This window comes from Micromonospora sp. NPDC047670, from assembly GCF_043204915.1.
Lineage (GTDB): Bacteria > Actinomycetota > Actinomycetes > Mycobacteriales > Micromonosporaceae > Micromonospora.
Genome location: NZ_JBIDDA010000004.1, coordinates 98172 through 115572 on the forward strand (window position 1 = coordinate 98172; position 17401 = coordinate 115572).

The following is a 17401-nucleotide window of genomic DNA, read 5'->3' on the forward strand; positions in this document are numbered from 1 at the left end:
ACGGATCCCTCCCCCGCGCCCCGCGAACGGATCAGGCCGCGCCGCGAACCCGGCCGACGTTGATCGTGCCGTTGTCGTCGTAGACCTCGGCGATCCGCTTGGAGACGCTACGCCGGCCCTGGGTGAACATCGGGACGTCGTTGTGCACGCGGACGTGGACGGCGCCGTGGTGCTCCGCGAAGACGTCGACGGGTGCGCCGTCGACGACCTCCGCGCAGATGCGCACGGTGCTCGTGCCGTCGTCCTCGACGTCGATGACGACGACGCCGCGGTCGGTTGGCAAAGGCATTTTGGGACTCCTCCCGATCAGCAGAACCTTTTTGTTCACATGTGTTCGGACATCACTCCCCGGTGCGAGTGCCGGGCCGGGACGGACGCCTGCCGCCGCCGAACATGACCCGGGTCCACTCGCCGACGTGGCAGAAGATGTCGCAACTGGTGGAGACGCCGAGCTTCGCGGGCACCCTCGACGCGGCGACGTGCCTGGACACCTCGCCCATCGAGTAGACGCTGTCGAGATCACGCCAGAGCGAGATGCTCCACACCGTCCGCTCCCGCCACCGCACCAGCAGCTTGATGCCGAGGAAACCCCTGGCATGGCGGCGGACGTCCCGCTTTACCCGGATGTGCAACAGCAGGACCATCAGCAGGCGCACCAGGTCACCACAGTGGAACCTGGTGATCACCACCTGCCCCTGGGTCGTGTCGGGTTCCAGAGTGGGGGTCACGGAGAAACGACGGTCACCACGAGGGCCACCGCCAGCAGCAGCATCGCCGCTCCGGAGACCCGTCGAACCCGACTCACCCATGCCCGGTCACTCCTTTGCTCGATCTCGGCGGCCTTCCTGGTCAGACTCCAGAGCGTGACCAGGAGGGTCACGGTGAGGGCCGTGACGACCAGCACCAGCGGCGCGGACCCGGGTGCGACGAGCACGACGCCCGCCGTGGCCAACCAGATCAGCGACGTGGTCTTCTGCGTGGTGAAGAGCAGACCGAGGTCGATTCCCCACACCACCCCGAGCGTGCCGGCCGGCAGGGTCCGGACCAGTCGCTGCGGCACCTGTCGCCAGATGTGCGGCGTCCGGTCGAGCAGGTCCAGGACGCCGAACAGCACCGCGAGCGCGACGAGGGCCACGACCCGCCATTTTTCGGGGACCAGTTCCCCGACCGCCGATCCGACCAGGTACACCGGAACGGCGAGGACCATTCCGGCGACGAGTCCGCCGACCGCGAGGCCCGCCAGGAATCGAAGTCCTTCAGGGACGTTCCGCCTCAACATAGGGCTGGCGACCCCAGCCATGGAGAGGCCTCAAGGACTGAGAATCTGCAGCACCGCTCCCGCGATGCCGGCGACGAGCCAGACGACCATCGGTGGGCTCAGTTGTACTGGCAGTGGGCGGCGGATCCGGTGATGCTGCCCGAGCTGGTCTTCTTCTCGCAGCAGTTGCAGTGCAGGTAGGCGTTGACCGAGCAGTACCAGATGTACTTGTAGGTGGCCGAGCTGCACGTCGAGTACGAGATGTTCGGTGGGACGTAGACGAGGTTGCAGCACTGGTAGTTGCCGGCCATCGCCGGCGTCGAGCGGGCGAAGACCGCCCCCGACGCCACCAGACCGGCGGCGCCGATCTTGGCGAGGAAGCCTCGCCGGCTACCCCCGCGACGGCCTGTCGCCGTCATTTTCTCCTCACTCATTACCCACAGCCTCCTTGACCGGGAAGACGGCGGCGCTGAGCGCCGCCATATCGGTGAACAACAATGCCGAAACCAGGCGCCCGTGCCGGAATACCAGCGCCGACGGGCTGGTCATGACGCCCAGTTCTCCAGCCACCCACTCACCGCCCACGTCGATGTGGTGCGGCATTGCCGACAGCTCGTGCCGGTTCATGAAGTCCTCGCCGCGTTCCTCGGTGATCGTCGAGATCAGGACCGCGAAGTCACGCGTGTCGGCCAGGTCACCGATTTCACCGGCCGCCTTCTCGCAGCTGTTGCAGGAGGTGCTGAACACCAGCACCACCCGCAGGTCCGCGTCGGCGACCTCCGCCAGGCCGGCGGGCCAGTGTTCCGGCCGCGATCCGATCCGGGCCCCGTCGAGCAGCCGGACGGTGCCGCTGCCGCCGCCGGGCGCACCCGCGCCGTCCATGCCGCCGGAGCGCGCGTACAGCTCGCCCAGCATCGCGAAGAGCACCACCACGGCACCCGCGACCACCAGCAATCCGAACCCGAAGAGGTAACTCATCCAGCGATCTCCTTAGTCAGCTCCGCGCCGGCCGGGCGCGTCCGGGGCCGGACCAGGTCGACGACCATGCCGCGCCACAGCAGCAGGGCCATGCCCGCGACGAGACTCGCGGCCACGACGGCCATCCGGTCGGCCGGGAGGGCCGCCGGTGATTCCAGGAGGAGCGCGACGCCGAAGCCCACGAGCGCGAGCCCGACGAGGACGTTCCGCGCACCGAGCGGGCGGCTTTCGGGGCGACCGAAGCATCCGCAGGGCAACGTGGTCCTGCGCTGCCAACCCACGAAACCGGCCGCCGCGAAGCCGGCCCCCAGGGCGGCGGTCGCCGCCGCGGCGGCCGGGCGGCCGGCCGGCACGAGCAGGGCCGCACCGACGGCGGTCTCGACGACCGCGACCCCCCGCACCAGCGTGAGGGCCGTGCTGCGGCGCACGCGCAGGAGTTCCATGAAGAGCTGGCGGGCGTGCTTGGGCGTGGCCAGCTTGCCGAGGCCGGAGCAGACGAGGACCGCCGAGACCAGGCAGGTCGACGCGGTGGCGAGGAGCTGGGTGGCGCTCATCGGCGCGACCGGTCGGAGCAGCGTTCAACACGCATGAAGACACCCCCGTGAGCTGCGTCGACAGCGCTCCCATGCGAAGGGAAACGTGAACGCATGTCGATGTATAGCGACCGATCTTCGTGGAACTTCTGCCCTCCGTCAAGAGATCATCACGGAATGTGTTTCCCGCCTGCGGCTACGTCGCCGAACCGTGGGACGACCCGCCCGCGGCGACGGCGGTCAGCGGGGCGCCCCCGCGGGGAAGCGGCGAGGGGCGTGTCGGCGGCGTTGCGGAATTGTTACCGCCGCCAACAAACTCCTCCGCCGACCCCCTTGCGCGTGATGTGTGACGCGGAATACGTTGCCGGGCACAACAAACCGACCACCATCACTCCCCCACCCCCGAAAGGACCCTGCACATGCGCAAGGGCTTCCTCACCCTCGCCGCCGTGGGCCTGCTGGTCACCGGCGGTACGGCCGCCTGTGGTGACGACTCCGGCAGTGACCGGGCCGGCGGCACGAAGAAGGCGAAGATCGGCGTGATCCTCCCGGACAGCAAGTCCTCCGCGCGCTGGGAGAGCGCGGACCGCAGGTTCCTGGAGGAGGCGTTCAAGGCCGCCGGCGTCGAGTACAACATCCAGAACGCGCAGGGCGACAAGTCCAGCTTCTCCACCATCGCCGACGGCATGCTCACCGACGGCGTCACCGCGCTGATGATCGTCAACCTGGACTCCGGCACCGGCAAGGCCGTGCTGGAGAAGGCCAAGTCCCAGGGTGTCGCGACGATCGACTACGACCGGCTCACGCTGGGCGGCTCGGCCGAGTACTACGTCAGCTTCGACAACGAGGCCGTCGGCCGGCTCATGGGCGAGGGCGTCAGCAAGTGCCTCACCGACAAGAACGCGCAGAAGCCGGTGGTCGCGTACCTCAACGGCGCGCCGACCGACAACAACGCCACGCTGCTGAAGACCGGCTACGACTCGGTGCTCAAGCCGAAGTTCGACGCCGGCGAGTACGTCAAGGGCCCGGACCAGGCCGTTCCCGAGTGGGACAACGCCCAGGCGGGCGGCATCTTCGAGCAGATGCTGACCCAGACCAGCGGCAAGATCCACGGTGTGGTCGCCGCCAACGACGGTCTCGGCAACGCCGCCATCTCCGTGCTCAAGAAGAACAAGCTCAACGGCAAGGTGCCGGTCACGGGCCAGGACGCCACCCCGCAGGCGTTGCAGAACATCCTCGCCGGGGACCAGTGCATGACGGTCTACAAGGCGGTCCGCGAGCAGGCGAAGGCGGCCGCCGAGCTGGCCATCGCCCTGGCCAACGGGAAGCGGGAGAGCACCGGAGAGACCGTCAAGGACCCGCAGAGCGGGCGGGACGTGCCCTCCGTGCTGCTCGCCCCGAAGGCGATCTACAAGGACAACGTCAAGGACGTCGTGGCCGACGGCTACGTCACCAAGGAGCAGCTCTGCACCGGTGCGTACGCCAAGCTCTGCGCCGACGCCGGCATCAGCTGACCTGACCGCGCGCTCCGCCGCTCACGCGCCGCCCGGCACGGAAACCCGTGCCGGGCGGCGCTGACCACGGGCGGAGCTCAGCGATCCTCCACATCTGGCGAAGGAGACCCCGTGTCAGCGACCCCCCTGTTGGAACTCCGTGGGATCGACAAGAGCTTCGGCCCCGTCCAGGTCCTGCGTGACGTCGACCTCACCGTCCACTCCGGCGAGGTGACCGCACTGGTCGGCGACAACGGCGCCGGCAAGTCGACGCTGGTCAAGTGCATCAGCGGCATTCATCCGGCCGATTCCGGCACCTTCCTCTTCGAGGGGCGACCGGTCAGCGTCAACACCCCGCGGGACGCCGCCGCGCTGGGCATCGAGGTCGTGTACCAGGACCTCGCGCTCTGCGACAACCTCGACATCGTGCAGAACATGTTCCTCGGCCGGGAGAAGCGCAACGGCCTCGTGCTCGATGAGCCGACCATGGAGCAGATGGCCGCCGAGACCCTCGCCGGGCTCTCCGTCCGCACCGTCAAGTCACTGCGCCAGCATGTCTCCAGCCTCTCCGGGGGCCAGCGCCAGACCGTGGCGATCGCCAAGGCGGTGCTGTGGAACAGCCGGCTGGTCATCCTGGACGAACCCACCGCGGCGCTCGGCGTCGCGCAGACCGCCCAGGTGCTCGAACTCGTACGCCGACTCGCCGACAACGGCCTGGCCGTCGTCCTCATCTCGCACAACATGAACGACGTCTTCGCGGTCTCCGACCGGATCGCCGCGCTCTACCTCGGCCAGCTGGCCGCCCAGGTGAAGACCACCGACATCACCCACTCCCAGGTGGTCGAACTGATCACCGTCGGCCGCTCCGGCACCCTCGGGCTGACCACCGAGCCGGCCGCGGGCCGCGACGCCGCCGACCCCACGTCAGGAGCCGTCCGATGACCGACACAGCGGTGAAGCAGGGCTTCCCGGCGGCCGTCACCCCGCCCCCCACCGTCGGTACCCATGTCCGCAACTACCTCGCCCGGGTGCGCGGCGGCGATCTCGGCTCGTTGCCGGCCGTCATCGGCCTGGTCGTCCTCTGCACCGTGTTCGCGATCGTGCGGCCGGTCTTCTTCTCCGCGGGCAACTTCGCCAACCTCTTCACCCAGGGCGCGGCCGTCACCGTGATCGCGATGGGGTTGATCTTCGTCCTGCTGCTGGGCGAGATCGACCTCTCGGCCGGTTTCGCCAGCGGCGTCTGCGCCGCCATCCTGGCCAACGTCGTGACCGTGCTCGGCTACCCCTGGTACGTGGCGGTGCTCGCCGCGCTCGGCACCGGAATGCTGATCGGGCTGACGCTCGGCGTCCTGGTCGCCAAGCTGGGCATCCCGTCCTTCGTGGTCACCCTGGCCGGCTTCCTGGCCTTCCAGGGCGTCGTGCTGCTGCTGATGGAGGAGGGCACCAACATCTCCATCGCCGACGAGGTGATCATCTCCATCGAGAACGACTGGGTGCCGCCGGCCGTCGGCTGGCTGCTCGCCGGCGTCGCGGTCGCGGGTTACGCCGCCGCCCAGTTGCTGCGGCAACGCAAGCGCGCCGGCCGCGGGCTGCAGACCGATCCCGCGGCGGTGGTGCTGGCGCGGATCGCGGGACTGGCCGTCGTCCTCGGCCTGGCCGTGTACGTGCTCAACCAGGAACGCAGCATCAACCCGCTGATCACGTCGAACCGCGGCATGCCGATCGTCGTGCCCCTGATCGCCCTGCTCCTGGTCACCTGGACGTTCGTGCTGAACCGCACCGCGTACGGGCGGCACCTCTACGCCGTCGGCGGCAACCGGGAGGCCGCGCGCCGCGCCGGCATCAACGTCGACCGGATCCGGATCTCGGCCTTCGTCATCTGCTCCACCATGGCGGCGATCGGCGGCATCATCGCGGCCAGCCGGGACAGGTCGGTCGACCCGAACACCGGGGGCAGTAACGTCCTGCTGTACGCGGTCGGCGCGGCGGTGATCGGCGGGACCAGCCTCTTCGGCGGCAAGGGCCGGATGATCGACGCGGTGCTCGGCGGCGCGGTGGTGGCGGTCATCATCAACGGGATGAACCTGCTCAACCTCAGCTCGGGGCTGAAGTACGTCTTCACCGGACTGGTGCTGCTCCTCGCCGCCGGTGTGGACGCCCTCTCGCGCCGACGGTCCGCCGCGACCGGCACCCGCTGACGACCGCACGACCGGAGTGACGACACGATGCGCGCAGGACCCAGCCAGGACGAGATCCGCCGGCAGAACCTGGGCGCGTTGCTGCGGTACGTGCACGTGCACGGCGCCACCACCCGCGCGGAACTGACCACCACGCTGGGGCTCAACCGCAGCACGATCGGCGCGCTGACCGCCGACCTGGCCGGCGCGGGGCTGGTCACCGAGGGGACGCCGAAGGAGACCGGCCGGGCCGGACGACCGTCGCTGGTCGTCCGGCCCGAGTCGGAGCGGGTGCATGCGTACGCGTACAGCATCGAGGTGGACCGGCTGCGGGCCGCGCGGATCGGTCTCGGGGGCGCGGTGCTCGACCGCCGGGAGTTGGCCCGGCCCCGGGGTCTGACCGCCGCGGAGGCCGCCCCGCTGCTCGCCGGGGCGGTCAAGGAGATGCGGCAGGCCGTGCCGGCGGACGCGGTCTGCGTCGGCGCGGGCGTCGCGGTCTGCGGCATGGTCCGCCGCGACGACGGGCTGGTCCGGCTCGGCCCGACCACCGGCTGGGTGGACGAGCCGATCGGCGCGGCGCTCGGCGCCGAACTCGGCTGCGAGGTGCCGGTCACGGTCGGCAACGTGGCCGACGTGGCGGCGTTCGCCGAGCACGCGCGCGGCGCGGCGGCCGGCTGCGACAACGTGATCTACCTGTACGGGGACGTCGGGGTCGGCGCCGGCATCATCGCCGGCGGGCGGCGGCTGACCGGGCACGGCGGCTACAGCGGCGAGGTCGGGCACATGGTGGTCGTCCGCGACGGCGCGCCCTGCGAGTGCGGCTCCCAGGGCTGCTGGGAGACCCAGATCGGCGAGCACGCGCTGCTGCGCGCCGCCGGCCGCTCCGACGCGCGGGGCCGGGACGCCCTGCTGGCGCTCTTCGACGCCGCCGACCGGGGCGACGCCCGGGCGCAGACCGCGGTCCGCCAGGCCGGCGACTGGCTCGGCTTCGGGGTCGCCAACCTGGTCAACATCTTCAACCCGGAGATGGTCATCTTCGGTGGCACCATGCGGGACCTCTACCTCGCCGCGGCGGCCCAGGTGCGCAGCCGGCTCAACTCGATCGCCCTGCCGGCCTGCCTGGAGCACGTCCGGTTGCGCACCCCGAAGCTGGGCGACGACGCGGCGCTGATCGGCGCCGCCGAGCTGGCCTTCGAACGGCTGCTCGCCGACCCGCTCGACGCCGGCTGACCGGCACGCGCCCACGCCCACTCCTGACCAGCCCGGTGGGCGGGCCCGGTGAACTGATCGGCCGATCAATCCGTACCAGTGCGGGGACGGGCGGACGACGGGTACTGCGCCCGGCCCGGACGTGTCGGCCGGACCGAGGAGGCACCACAGACATGGCACCGCTCAGATCCGCCCGTCGCCGGCACCGGACCCGTCGCCTGGCGGTGCTGCTCGTCGCGATCGCCGCCGGGCTCGGGGTGCTGCCCGGCCTGGCCGCCGCCGCGCCGGTGGGCCAGCAGCTCAACGCCGCGGACGCCGCCCTGCTCAACGGGGTGCGGCTGGCCGGGCTCTGGGAGATGCCGGCCGGGCAGATGGCCGCCGAGAAGGGCCAGAGCGCCAAGGTACGCGAGATCGGCGCCGGCATCGCCACCGAGCACGAGGAGCTGGACCGGCTCACCGTCGAGGCGGCGAACAGGCTCGGGGCGACCATCCCGACCGATCCGACCGCCGAGCAGCGGGGCTGGCTGACCGAGATGCAGAACGCCTCCGGCGCCCGCTTCGACCAGATCTTCGTCACCCGGCTCCGGGTCGCGCACGGCAAGATCTTCCCGGTGATCGGGGCGGTGCGGGCCAGCACCCGGGACCCGGTCATCCGCAAGCTGGCCGAGGACGCCAACAGGTTCGTCCTGCACCACATGCAGATGCTGGAGAGCACCGGGCTGGTCCGTTGGCCGGAACTGCCGCCGGCCGCCCTGCCCGCGCCCGGCAACGACGGCCTGCTCGCCGCCGCCGCCGCCAACTCCGGCCCGCCGATCGGGGTCAGCAGCACGGTGGTCTGGCTGGTCTTCCTCGCCGCCCTGGTCACCGGCGGCATCGCCACCTACCGCATCCTCCGCCGCACCTGACCGCACCGCCGGGGCCGGCACGACCGACGCGGCCGGCGCCAGCGGGGTGGCGCGCGGCCGGCGCCGGCCGTGTCACGCCGGACGGGCGGCCGGCGACGCCGGGCCGGGCACGACGACGGGCGCGGGCTACTCGTTCGGCTCCGGTCCCAGCAGCCGGATCTCCTCGATGTCGAGGACCGCCTGCAGGTCTCGCAGCACGATGTCGTCGATCTCGTTCGTGTCCCGCAGCCTGGTGACCTCGCGGCGCTTGTGTTCGAGGACGGCCAGGCGCAGCCGCCGGTCGACGTCCCGGGCCCGCTCCGTCGACCGGCCCTCGTCGGCGAAGCGGGCGTCGTCGAGGTGCTGCTCGTAGTCCGCCCTGATCCGGTCGACCGCGTCGGGCGTGGCGCCGACGCGGTCGGCGACCTCGGGCAGCGCCGCGAGCGCGGCCTCGGTGGCGCGGATCCGGGCCAGGCGCAGTTCGTCGATCCGCCGGGTGTCACCGACCAGGCCCGCCCACCCGACGACGGCCGGCAGCGTCGTGCCCTGGACCAGCATCGTGGTCAGGATGACCACGGCGGTCGCGAAGATGATCAGGTCACGCTCGTGCACGGGCGCGCCGGTGGAGGTCGTCATTGGCACCGCCAGGGCGGCCGCGAGGGAGACCGCCCCCCGGAACCCCGCCCACCCGGCCGCCGTACGGGCCCGCCAGTCGACCTGCTCGCCCTGCAGCGACGGGCGGCGGTTGGCGACCCGGAAGGCGAACGCCGCCAGATGGACCCAGAGCATCCGGGTCACCACGACCACGCCCGCCACCACCAGCCCGATCGTCAGCGCCCGCGCCATCGACAGGCTGGTCAGACCGCGCAGGGCCCGCGGGATCTGCATCCCGAGGAGCACGAACAGGCCCCCGTTGATCAGGAACGTGGCGAGGTCCCAGAAGGCGTACGCCAGCACGCGGGACCGGGCCCGGACGACCCGGGGGGCGGCGTAGGAGAGCATGAGGCCGGCCACCACCACCGCCAGCACCCCGCTGGCGTGGACGAGCTCGGCGAGGAGGAAGGCGACGAACGGCGTGAGGACGCTCAGCCCGCCCTCGCGCAGCGGGTCGTCGAGGCGTCGCCGGATCAGGATGACCGCGCCGCCGACCAGCAGGCCGGCGAGGACGCCACCGACCGACGCCCCGACGAACCGCTCGGCCAGCCCGAGCGGTTCCGGCTCGGCGCCGCCGACGACCAGCCCGACCGCGACGGCGAAGAGCACCAGGGCGGTGCCGTCGTTGATCAGGCTCTCCGCGTGCAGAGTGGTCAGGATGCGGCGCGGCATCCGTTTGGCCAGGCCGGCAACCGCCGCGGCGTCGGTCGGCGCGAGCACCGCCCCGAGCACCCAGGCGGCGGCCGGGTCGACGCCGAGGCGCTGCGCCACCATCGACACCGCGACCGTCGTCGCCACCACCAGCCCCACCGCGAGCAACGCGATCACCAGGAGGTTGGTGCGGATCTCGCGCAGGCTGGTGGTGATGCTCTCCCGGTAGAGGATCGCCGGCAGGAACAGCAGCAGCACCACCTCCGGCTCCAGCACCACGTGGGACAGCGGCGGCAGCAGCGCCAGCAGCGCGCCCATCGTGATGAGCAGGACCGGGGGCGCCACGCTGTACCGCCCGCCGAGGGTGGTGCCGACCAACACCGTGACGCCCAGCACCACGATCAGTTCGAGACCGCCCACGTCGCACCCCCGTCACCCGCCGGCCGGCGCCGCGGTGGCGGGTGCGCCGCCCGCCTGCCGCTGGCAACATCGTGGTACGGCACGTGGACGCGGCACCGCCGAACCACCGAACGGGTGACGGACCGCGCGGTGTCGGGCCCGGAGCCCCGCCGGAGGTGACGGAACCTGTGCCGGGTCAGGAGCGGGCGCCCCCGCCGGGGTGACGGGCCGCGCGGCGTCAGGAGCGGGTGCCGTGCCAGGAGCGCCAGAGAGCCGCGTAGGAACCCCCGGCGGCGACCAGTTCGTCGTGCGGGCCGATCTCGGTGATCCGGCCGTCCTCGACCACCGCGACCCGGTCGGCGTCGTGCGCCGAGAAGAGCCGGTGCGCGATGGCGATCACCGTCCGGCCCCGGAGCACGGCGGCCAGGGAACGCTCCAGGTGCCGGGCGGCCCGGGGGTCGATCAGCGAGGTGGCCTCGTCCAGCACCAGGGTGTGCGGGTCGGCCAGCACCAACCGGGCCAGCGCCAACTGCTGCGCCTGCGCGGGCGACAGCGCTTGCCCGCCCGCGCCGACCACCGTGTCGAGGCCCTCCGGCAGCGCGTCGGCCCAGTCCAGCGCGTCGACGGCGGCCAGCGCCGAGCGGACGGCCGCCTCGTCCGCGCCCGGCCGGACCATCGCCACGTTGTCCCGCAGGGTGCCGATGAAGACGTGGTGCTCCTGGGTGACCAGCGCGACGTGCGTCCGCAGTTCGGCCAGGGGCAGCTCGTCGAGCCGCCGCCCGGCCACGGTGACCGAGCCGGAGCGGGGCGCGTGCACGCCGGCGAGCAGCCGGCCGAGCGTGGACTTGCCGGCGCCCGAGGGGCCGACCATGGCCAGCTTCTCCCCCGGCTCCGGCACCAGGGTCACCCCGTGCAGCACGTCCCGCCCCTCCCGGTACGCGTACCGGACGTCCCGGGCGGCGAGCTGCCGGTCGGCCGTCGGCCCGGCCGCGTCCGTCGTCGAGCGCGCCGGGGCGGCGGCGTCGGCCACGCCGAGCAGCCGGGCCAGCGAGGCGCCGCCGACCTGCAACTCGTCCAGCCAGGAGAGCAGCCGGTCGACCGGGTCGATCAGTTGCTGCACGTACAGCGTGGCGGCGGTGACCTCGCCGAGGCTCACCCACCCCTCCAGGTAGAACCAGCCGCCGATGATCAGCGTGGCCACCACCGGCAACACGTAGCCGATCTCGGTGACCGGAAAGAACATCGTGCGCAGCCGCAGGGTGTAGCGCTCGGCCGCGTACGACCGGCGGATGTCGGCGTCGGTGCGGGCCCGGCGGCGCGCCTGCTGCCGCAGCGCCTCGGTGGTGCGCGAGCCCTCGACGGTCTCGCTGATCCCGTCGGTGATGTCGGAGTAGGCGGCGTTCTCCCGCAGGTAGCCGTCCGGGGCGCGGCGCAGGTACCACCGGGTGCCGGCCCACAGCAGCGGCACCGCGACCAGGCAGGGCAGCGCGAGCAGCGGGTTGACCAGGAGCAGCGCGCCGACGATGAAGCAGCCGGTGACGACCGCGATCAGCGTCTCCGGCACCGCGAACCGGACCGTCCGGGACAGCGCGGAGACGTCCCGGGACGTCCGGGTGAGCAGGTCGCCCGTGCCGGCCCGCTCCACGGTGGCGAGCGGCAGCGCCAGGATCCGGTCGACGAACTCCTCGCGCAGCTCGGCCAGCACCCGCTCGCCGAGCCGCGCCGACGCCAGGTGGGCGAACCGGACCAGCACCGACTGCGCCAGCACGAAGCCGGCGATCAGCAGCGCGATCCGGTCGACGGTGACGCCGGTCGTGCCCCGGGAGATCCCCTCGACCAGGTCGCCGAGCAGCCGTGGCGCGACCAGGCCGGCCGCGGCGGCCAGGGCGTGCAGGCCGAGCGCGACGGCGAGCGCCCTCGGGTGCCGGCGGGCCAGCGTGCGGGCGTAGCGCCGCACCTGGTCCGCGTCGGCGACCGGCAGTGCGGTGCCCATCAGTCCTCCCCCCGGCTGACCGTCGCCCGGTAGCGCGGTTCGCCGTCGAGCAGCGCGGCGTGTGTCCCCTCGGCCGACGCCTTGCCGTCCTCCACGAAGATCACGTGGTCGGCGCGGCTCAGCACGAGCGGGCTGGTGGTGCAGACCAGCGTGGTCCGGCCGGCCCTGGCCGAGGCGAGCCGCTCGGCGATGTGCGCCTCGGTGTGCGCGTCCACGGCGCTGGTCGGCTCGACCAGCAGCAGGGTCTCCGGGTCGGCGACCAGCGCCCGCGCCAGCCGCAGCCGCTGCTGCTGGCCGCCGGAGAACTCCCGCCCGCGCTCGGCCACGACGCTGTCCAGCCCGTCGGGCAGGGCCTCGACGATGTCCGTCGCGCTCGCCGCCGCCAGCGCCGCCGCGACCGCCGCGTCGTCGGCCCGGTCGTGCGGGTCCAGCTCCGCGCGGAGCCGGCCGGTGAACAGGTGTGCGTTGTTGTCGCCGACCAGGATCCGCTCCCGCACCGTCGCCAGCGGCAGCGCGCGCAGCGGTACGCCGTGCAGCGTCGCGTCCGAGTCGACGTACCGGCCGAGGCGGTCCACGATCGCCGCCGCGTCCTCGGGCGCGGTCGCGGCGAGCGCGGTGAACCGGCCGGGCCGCACCGTCACGCCGGACTCCACGTCCACCAGCTCGCCCGGGCCGGCCGGCAGGGCCGCCGGGCGGGGCGGGTCGACCAGCTCCGGGGTGAGCCGCAGCAGCCGCACCACGCGGCGGGCGGCGACGTGCCCCCGGGTCAGCTTGTCCACCGCCTCGGTGAGCTGGCGCAGCGGGCTGACCAGGAACGCGGTGTAGCCGTAGAACGCCACGAGCTGACCGGCGGTGATCTCGCCGCGCAGCGCGAACCGGGCGCCGAGCCAGGTGACCAGCACCAGGAACGCGCCGGGGAGCAGCACCTGCGCCGCCTCCAGCAGCGACTCGACCCGGGCCACCCGCAGGCCGTCGGCGCGCAGCGCCTGGGACCGCGCCCGGTAGCGGGCGGAGAGCATCGGCTCGCCGCCGACGCCGCGCAGCACCCGCAGACCGGAGACGATGTCGCCGGCGCGGGTGGTCAGCGCCCCCTCGGAGTCCCGGTACGCCTGCTGCTGCCGGTGCAGCGGCCGGATGAGCAGCCCGACCACCGCCATCAGCAGCGGCACGCCGAGCACGACGACCAGCCCGAGCGGCACGGACGCGCCGAGCAGGATCACGCCCACGGTCACGATCGCGACGATCGCGCCGGTGCCCCGGGCGGTGATGTCGATCGCCGAGCCGATCTGGCTGATGTCGGCGGTGCCGATGCTCACCACCTCGCCGGCGGCCACCCGGCGGGGCAGCGCGGCGCCGAGCCGGTTCGCCGCGCCCACGGTGAGCTGCACCGTGCGGTACGCGGCGGCGAGGAAGTTGTGCACCGCGCAGCGGTGCCGCAGGATCCCGGCGGCCGCCTGGAGCACGCCCAGCCCGAGCAGCACCAGCCCCCAGGTGACCAGCGCGTCCTCGTCGCGGCGGGTGAGCCCGTCGACGGCCCGGCCGACGGCCGCCGGCACCAGCGCCTGGGCGACCATCCAGATGACGCCGAGCGCGATGCCGACGGTGAGCAGCACCTTGTGCCGCCCGGCCAGCCACAGGAGGTAGCGGGTCGCCGAGCGGGTGTCGGGTACGCCGGGGTCGCCGGCCGGTGAGTAGGACATGGCCTGTCGACGCTAGGTGGCGGTCCGGTCGGCCCGCCAACCAATTACCGCTGCGACGTGCCGCACCGCACGTCCCCGCCGGTCCTCGCGCGGCCGGTGCTCAGCGGTCGACCTGGGTGAAGTCCCACGAGTGGGGCGGGCGCGCGAGCAGCATCGCGGGCGGCGCCGGCAGCGGGCGCGGGTTGCTGCGCCACTTGGAGATGACCACCACCCGGTGGTCGGTGGAGGAGAACACCTCACTGGAGAGGTGCATCGGGTCGTGCTCGAACTCCGGCAGCGCGGTGTCGCAGACCCAGGTGATCAGGTCGGCGACGCCGTACGGCTCCGCCCGCGCCTCCCACATCCGCACGATCACGTCAGCCGTCCTCGGGTTCAGACGCTGACCGTCGTCAGCGGCATGGCGGAGTCGGCGGGCAGGTCCAGCCGGCTCGGCGCGACCCCTGAGGCGACCAGGTGCGAGCCGAGCGCGGCGACCATCGCGCCGTTGTCCGTGCAGAGCTTGGGCCGGGGCACCCGGACCCGGATGCCGTCCTTGGCGGCGCGGTGCTCGGCCATCGCCCGCAGCCGGGAGTTGGCCGCCACGCCCCCGCCGATGACCAGCGTCTGCACGCCGTTGGCCCGGCAGGCGTCCAGCGCCTTGCGCACCAGCACGTCACAGACCGCCTCCTGGAAGGACGCGGCGACGTCGGCGACGGGCACCGGCTCGCCGGCCCGCTGCCGCGCCTCGACCCAGCGGGCCACCGCCGTCTTCAGGCCGGAGAACGAGAAGTCGTAGCGGTGGGCGGCGAGGTCCTTGGCGGCGGTCAGCCCGCGCGGGAAGCCGATGGCGGCGGGGTCGCCGGCCCGGGCCTCCCGGTCGATGTACGGCCCACCGGGGAACGGCAGGCCGAGCAGCCGGGCCACCTTGTCGAACGCCTCACCGGCCGCGTCGTCGATGGTGGCGCCGAGCGGGGTGACGCCGCGGGCCAGGTCGTCGACGAGGAGCAGGGAGGAGTGCCCGCCGGAGACCAGCAGGGCGATCGCCGGCTCGGGCAGCGGGCCGTGCTCCAGGGTGTCCACGGCGACGTGCGCGGCCAGGTGGTTGACGCCGTAGACCGGCTTCTCGGCGGCGAGCGCGTAGCCCTTCGCGGCGGCCACCCCGACCAGCAGCGCGCCGGCCAGCCCCGGGCCGGAGGTGACCGCGATCGCGTCGATGTCGGCGAGGGTCACCCCCGCCTCCTTCAGCGCCCGGTCCATGGTCGGCACGATGGCCTCCAGGTGGGCCCGGCTGGCGACCTCGGGCACCACGCCACCGAACCGGGCGTGCTGCTCGACGCTGGAGGCGAGCGCGTCGGCCAACAGGGTGTGCCCCCGCACGATGCCGACCCCGGTTTCGTCGCAGGAGGTCTCGATGCCGAGGATCAGGGGTTCGTCGTTCATCGCTCACATCCTGCGGTGCGCCGCATGACCAGCGCGTCGGTGTTGCTCGGTTGGTAGTACCCGCGCCGCACGCCGATCGGCTCGAAGCCGTACGACGCGTAGAGCTTCTGGGCGGGGGCGTTGTCGGCCGCGACCTCCAGCAGGGTGCTGCGGGCGCCGAGCCGGGCCGCCTCGGCGAGCAGCGCCTCCAGCAGCGCCCGGCCGACGCCGCGCCGCTGGGCGTCCCGGCGCACCGCGATGTTCTGCACCCACGCCTCGTCGGGCGGGGCCGCGGTGAGCCCGGCGTAGCCCAGCACCGTGCCGTCGTCGTCGGTGGCGACCAGGTAGAAGTGCCCGTTGGCCAGCTCGTTCCAGAACATCGCCGCCGACCACTGCTCGGCGCCGAAGAGGTCCGCCTCGATCGGCAGCACCTCGTCGATGTGCCACCACCGGAAGCGCCCCAGCCGGACGGGCGTCACGGCAGGACCGGCTTGCGCGCCGTGGCCGCAACGGCGTCCGGGCGGCGCAGGTAGAGCGGGGTGAGCGCCTCGCCGGGGGCGCCGGCCCGGATCCGCTCGGCGGCCAGGGCCGCCAGCACGCCGGCGTCCGGGTAGCGCGGCTCGGCCCGCACGGGCAGGCCGAGGGCGTCCGCGTACCGGTGCGCGCCGTCGCCGACCGCCACCGTGACGGCCAGGCCGCGGGCGCGCTCGGCGGCGACCGCCGGGGCGGAGACCTCCGGCCCGACGATCCGCTGGCCCGCGCCGTCGTAGACCGCCCAGTAGATCTCCCGGCGGCGCGCGTCGCTCGCCGCCAGCACCGGCTCGCCGGCGGCCGCCGGGTGGCCGATGGCGTCCAGCGAGCAGACGCCGTACGTCGGGACGCCCAGCACCTGGCCCATGGTGGCGGCGGTGACCAGCCCCACCCGCAGCCCGGTGAACGGGCCGGGGCCGAGCCCGGCGACGATCGCCCCCAGGTCGGCCGGGCGGGCGTCGACGTCGGCGAGCACCGCGTCGACCTGCGGGGCGAGCAGTTCGCCGTGGGCGCGGGCGTCGACCGTGCAGCGGTGCGTCCGGGTCGTGACGCCGGCCGCCGTGACCTCCACCAGCGCCGCCGTCACCGCGGGCGTCGAGCTGTCCACCACCAGTACGAGCACGGTAAGCCAGCGTAGTCGCCCCGGTCGTCGGCCCCGGCGACGCGGGTCAGCTCGGGGTGCGGAACTTGCGCCGGAAGGCCGGCAGGAGCCAGGGACGCCGCCCGCTGATGCGCACCTTGCCGGTGAGCACCGCCCGGGCCTGGCTGATCCGGCCGAACATCATCAGGTTGAGCGTGGCGGGGTCGTGGTCGATCCGGACGTCGGGCCGGGCGTCCGGCTCGGCGAAGGACACCCGGCCCCGGTGCAGGAGCAGCCGGACCGGGGCCGCGTACGCCGAGCGGAACTCGACGACGACCCGCCGCTCGTTCGGCGGCGGGCCGCCGTCGATCAGCCGTCCGTAGCCGTGCCGGACCACGCCGGCCAGGAACAGCTCCAGGAAGAGCACGGCGTGCCGGTTCGGGATCTCCCACGGCAGCCCGGTGGCGCGGGAGATGTCGTGACCGTGGATGAGCACCTCGTTGACCAGGTGGGCGCAGAGCCCGGCGAGGGGAACCCGCGCCCCGCCGAGCCACGGCACGGTCTCGTCGGGGCGCCGTCCCTCGCAGGCGACCAGGAACTGCTTCACGTCGGTCTGCAACCGGTCGAGCAGGAGCTGCGGGTCGCGCTCGGTGAGGTGGCCGAGCAGCACGTCGTTGAAGTCCGCCACCGTGTCGACGGTGGTCTCGGGAAGCAGCCCGTCGAAACCCGGCACCGGCGGGGGCGGTCGCTCCGGGTCCACCAGGCAGACGTACAACCAGGCGATGCTGCCGACGTGGGTGAGCGTGTCCGCCACCGACCAGTCGGCCGTGGCCATGGCCTCCGGCGGGGCGGCGCGGACCAGATCGACGAAGCGGTCGGTCTGGTCCGCCAGGGCCGTCCGCGCCACCTGCCACCGTTCGTCGCTGACCGCCGCCGTCATCCGCCGCCTCCCGGCTCGCCGAC

The 17401-nt window shown here is 73.2% G+C and carries 19 protein-coding genes; 5 read left to right on the top strand and 14 right to left on the bottom strand.

Going from position 1 to position 17401, the window contains the following annotated elements:
- Positions 1-31: 31 nt before the first annotated feature.
- The 6 genes from ACGF7U_RS11515 to ACGF7U_RS11540 all read right to left on the bottom strand — a co-directional run bounded on the left by ACGF7U_RS11515 (position 32) and on the right by ACGF7U_RS11540 (position 2790).
- Entirely contained in the window at positions 32-289 is a 258-nt protein-coding gene (locus ACGF7U_RS11515; RefSeq protein ID WP_393105482.1) for a hypothetical protein, read from the bottom strand.
- Positions 290-341: 52 nt separating this feature from the next.
- The gene (locus tag ACGF7U_RS11520; RefSeq protein WP_393105484.1) at positions 342-728 is read right to left on the bottom strand and encodes a hypothetical protein; all 387 of its coding nucleotides are present in this window, start codon (positions 726-728) and stop codon (positions 342-344) included.
- Positions 725-1207 carry a hypothetical protein gene (locus ACGF7U_RS11525; RefSeq protein WP_393105486.1) on the bottom strand — a complete coding sequence of 161 codons (483 nt, stop codon included), beginning with the start codon at positions 1205-1207 and terminating at the stop codon, positions 725-727. The genes ACGF7U_RS11520 and ACGF7U_RS11525 overlap by 4 nt, the downstream gene beginning before the upstream one ends.
- Positions 1208-1377: 170 nt before the next feature.
- Positions 1378-1692, bottom strand: coding sequence for a hypothetical protein (locus ACGF7U_RS11530; RefSeq protein WP_393105488.1), 315 nt, complete (start codon positions 1690-1692; stop codon positions 1378-1380).
- On the bottom strand, positions 1685-2236 hold the full coding sequence (locus ACGF7U_RS11535) for a hypothetical protein (RefSeq protein ID WP_393105490.1): 552 nt from the start codon (positions 2234-2236) through the stop codon (positions 1685-1687). Before ACGF7U_RS11535 ends, ACGF7U_RS11530 begins: the two co-directional genes overlap by 8 nt.
- Positions 2233-2790, bottom strand: coding sequence for a MauE/DoxX family redox-associated membrane protein (locus ACGF7U_RS11540; protein ID WP_393105492.1), 558 nt, complete (start codon positions 2788-2790; stop codon positions 2233-2235). Before ACGF7U_RS11540 ends, ACGF7U_RS11535 begins: the two co-directional genes overlap by 4 nt.
- A gap of 398 nt (positions 2791-3188) precedes the next feature.
- Here ACGF7U_RS11540 and ACGF7U_RS11545 point away from each other — a divergent pair, with 398 nt between their 5' ends.
- The 5 genes from ACGF7U_RS11545 to ACGF7U_RS11565 all read left to right on the top strand — a co-directional run bounded on the left by ACGF7U_RS11545 (position 3189) and on the right by ACGF7U_RS11565 (position 8553).
- Positions 3189-4283: a sugar ABC transporter substrate-binding protein gene (locus ACGF7U_RS11545; RefSeq protein ID WP_393105494.1), complete on the top strand. Its 1095-nt coding sequence runs from the start codon at positions 3189-3191 to the stop codon at positions 4281-4283.
- Positions 4284-4394: 111 nt separating this feature from the next.
- Positions 4395-5204, top strand: a complete 810-nt coding sequence (locus tag ACGF7U_RS11550) for an ATP-binding cassette domain-containing protein (protein ID WP_393105496.1) — start codon at positions 4395-4397, stop codon at positions 5202-5204.
- Positions 5201-6460: a sugar ABC transporter permease gene (locus ACGF7U_RS11555; RefSeq protein WP_393105498.1), complete on the top strand. Its 1260-nt coding sequence runs from the start codon at positions 5201-5203 to the stop codon at positions 6458-6460. Before ACGF7U_RS11550 ends, ACGF7U_RS11555 begins: the two co-directional genes overlap by 4 nt.
- 27 nt (positions 6461-6487) lie before the next feature.
- Positions 6488-7669: an ROK family protein gene (locus tag ACGF7U_RS11560; protein WP_393105500.1), complete on the top strand. Its 1182-nt coding sequence runs from the start codon at positions 6488-6490 to the stop codon at positions 7667-7669.
- Positions 7670-7821: 152 nt separating this feature from the next.
- Positions 7822-8553 (top strand): DUF4142 domain-containing protein, encoded by a 732-nt coding sequence (locus tag ACGF7U_RS11565; protein ID WP_393105502.1) that lies wholly within the window; start codon positions 7822-7824, stop codon positions 8551-8553.
- A gap of 126 nt (positions 8554-8679) precedes the next feature.
- On the opposite strand, the gene ACGF7U_RS11570 is transcribed toward ACGF7U_RS11565, so the two are convergent.
- From ACGF7U_RS11570 to ACGF7U_RS11605, 8 genes are all read right to left on the bottom strand, one after another.
- Entirely contained in the window at positions 8680-10257 is a 1578-nt protein-coding gene (locus ACGF7U_RS11570) for a Na+/H+ antiporter (protein ID WP_393105504.1), read from the bottom strand.
- Between the two features lie 217 nt (positions 10258-10474).
- Complete coding sequence (locus tag ACGF7U_RS11575; RefSeq protein ID WP_393105506.1) at positions 10475-12229, bottom strand: ABC transporter ATP-binding protein; 1755 nt, start codon at positions 12227-12229, stop codon at positions 10475-10477.
- On the bottom strand, positions 12229-13929 hold the full coding sequence (locus ACGF7U_RS11580) for an ABC transporter transmembrane domain-containing protein (RefSeq protein ID WP_393105508.1): 1701 nt from the start codon (positions 13927-13929) through the stop codon (positions 12229-12231). The genes ACGF7U_RS11575 and ACGF7U_RS11580 overlap by 1 nt, the downstream gene beginning before the upstream one ends.
- 100 nt (positions 13930-14029) lie before the next feature.
- Positions 14030-14284 (bottom strand): hypothetical protein, encoded by a 255-nt coding sequence (locus ACGF7U_RS11585; RefSeq protein ID WP_393105510.1) that lies wholly within the window; start codon positions 14282-14284, stop codon positions 14030-14032.
- A gap of 17 nt (positions 14285-14301) precedes the next feature.
- Positions 14302-15348, bottom strand: a complete 1047-nt coding sequence (tsaD, locus tag ACGF7U_RS11590) for a tRNA (adenosine(37)-N6)-threonylcarbamoyltransferase complex transferase subunit TsaD (RefSeq protein ID WP_393105512.1) — start codon at positions 15346-15348, stop codon at positions 14302-14304.
- Complete coding sequence (gene rimI, locus ACGF7U_RS11595; protein ID WP_393105514.1) at positions 15345-15806, bottom strand: ribosomal protein S18-alanine N-acetyltransferase; 462 nt, start codon at positions 15804-15806, stop codon at positions 15345-15347. The genes tsaD and rimI overlap by 4 nt, the downstream gene beginning before the upstream one ends.
- Positions 15803-16480: a tRNA (adenosine(37)-N6)-threonylcarbamoyltransferase complex dimerization subunit type 1 TsaB gene (gene tsaB / locus ACGF7U_RS11600; RefSeq protein WP_393105516.1), complete on the bottom strand. Its 678-nt coding sequence runs from the start codon at positions 16478-16480 to the stop codon at positions 15803-15805. The genes rimI and tsaB overlap by 4 nt, the downstream gene beginning before the upstream one ends.
- Positions 16481-16526: 46 nt before the next feature.
- Positions 16527-17378, bottom strand: coding sequence for a maleylpyruvate isomerase family mycothiol-dependent enzyme (locus ACGF7U_RS11605; RefSeq protein ID WP_393105518.1), 852 nt, complete (start codon positions 17376-17378; stop codon positions 16527-16529).
- Positions 17379-17401: the final 23 nt, after the last annotated feature.

Bases quoted from the DNA above. Each gene is read 5' to 3' on its own strand.
- ACGF7U_RS11515 (WP_393105482.1), bottom strand. From the start codon at position 289: ATGCCTTTGCCAACCGACCGCGGCGTCGTCGTCATCGACGTCGAGGAC.
- ACGF7U_RS11545 (WP_393105494.1), top strand. From the start codon at position 3,189: ATGCGCAAGGGCTTCCTCACCCTCGCCGCCGTGGGCCTGCTGGTCACC.
- ACGF7U_RS11560 (WP_393105500.1), top strand. From the start codon at position 6,488: ATGCGCGCAGGACCCAGCCAGGACGAGATCCGCCGGCAGAACCTGGGC.
- ACGF7U_RS11530 (WP_393105488.1), bottom strand. From the start codon at position 1,692: ATGAGTGAGGAGAAAATGACGGCGACAGGCCGTCGCGGGGGTAGCCGG.
- ACGF7U_RS11605 (WP_393105518.1), bottom strand. From the start codon at position 17,378: ATGACGGCGGCGGTCAGCGACGAACGGTGGCAGGTGGCGCGGACGGCC.
- ACGF7U_RS11580 (WP_393105508.1), bottom strand. From the start codon at position 13,929: ATGTCCTACTCACCGGCCGGCGACCCCGGCGTACCCGACACCCGCTCG.
- tsaD (WP_393105512.1), bottom strand. From the start codon at position 15,348: ATGAACGACGAACCCCTGATCCTCGGCATCGAGACCTCCTGCGACGAA.
- ACGF7U_RS11535 (WP_393105490.1), bottom strand. From the start codon at position 2,236: ATGAGTTACCTCTTCGGGTTCGGATTGCTGGTGGTCGCGGGTGCCGTG.
- ACGF7U_RS11565 (WP_393105502.1), top strand. From the start codon at position 7,822: ATGGCACCGCTCAGATCCGCCCGTCGCCGGCACCGGACCCGTCGCCTG.
- ACGF7U_RS11540 (WP_393105492.1), bottom strand. From the start codon at position 2,790: ATGAGCGCCACCCAGCTCCTCGCCACCGCGTCGACCTGCCTGGTCTCG.
- ACGF7U_RS11555 (WP_393105498.1), top strand. From the start codon at position 5,201: ATGACCGACACAGCGGTGAAGCAGGGCTTCCCGGCGGCCGTCACCCCG.
- ACGF7U_RS11575 (WP_393105506.1), bottom strand. From the start codon at position 12,229: ATGGGCACCGCACTGCCGGTCGCCGACGCGGACCAGGTGCGGCGCTAC.
- ACGF7U_RS11525 (WP_393105486.1), bottom strand. From the start codon at position 1,207: ATGGTCCTCGCCGTTCCGGTGTACCTGGTCGGATCGGCGGTCGGGGAA.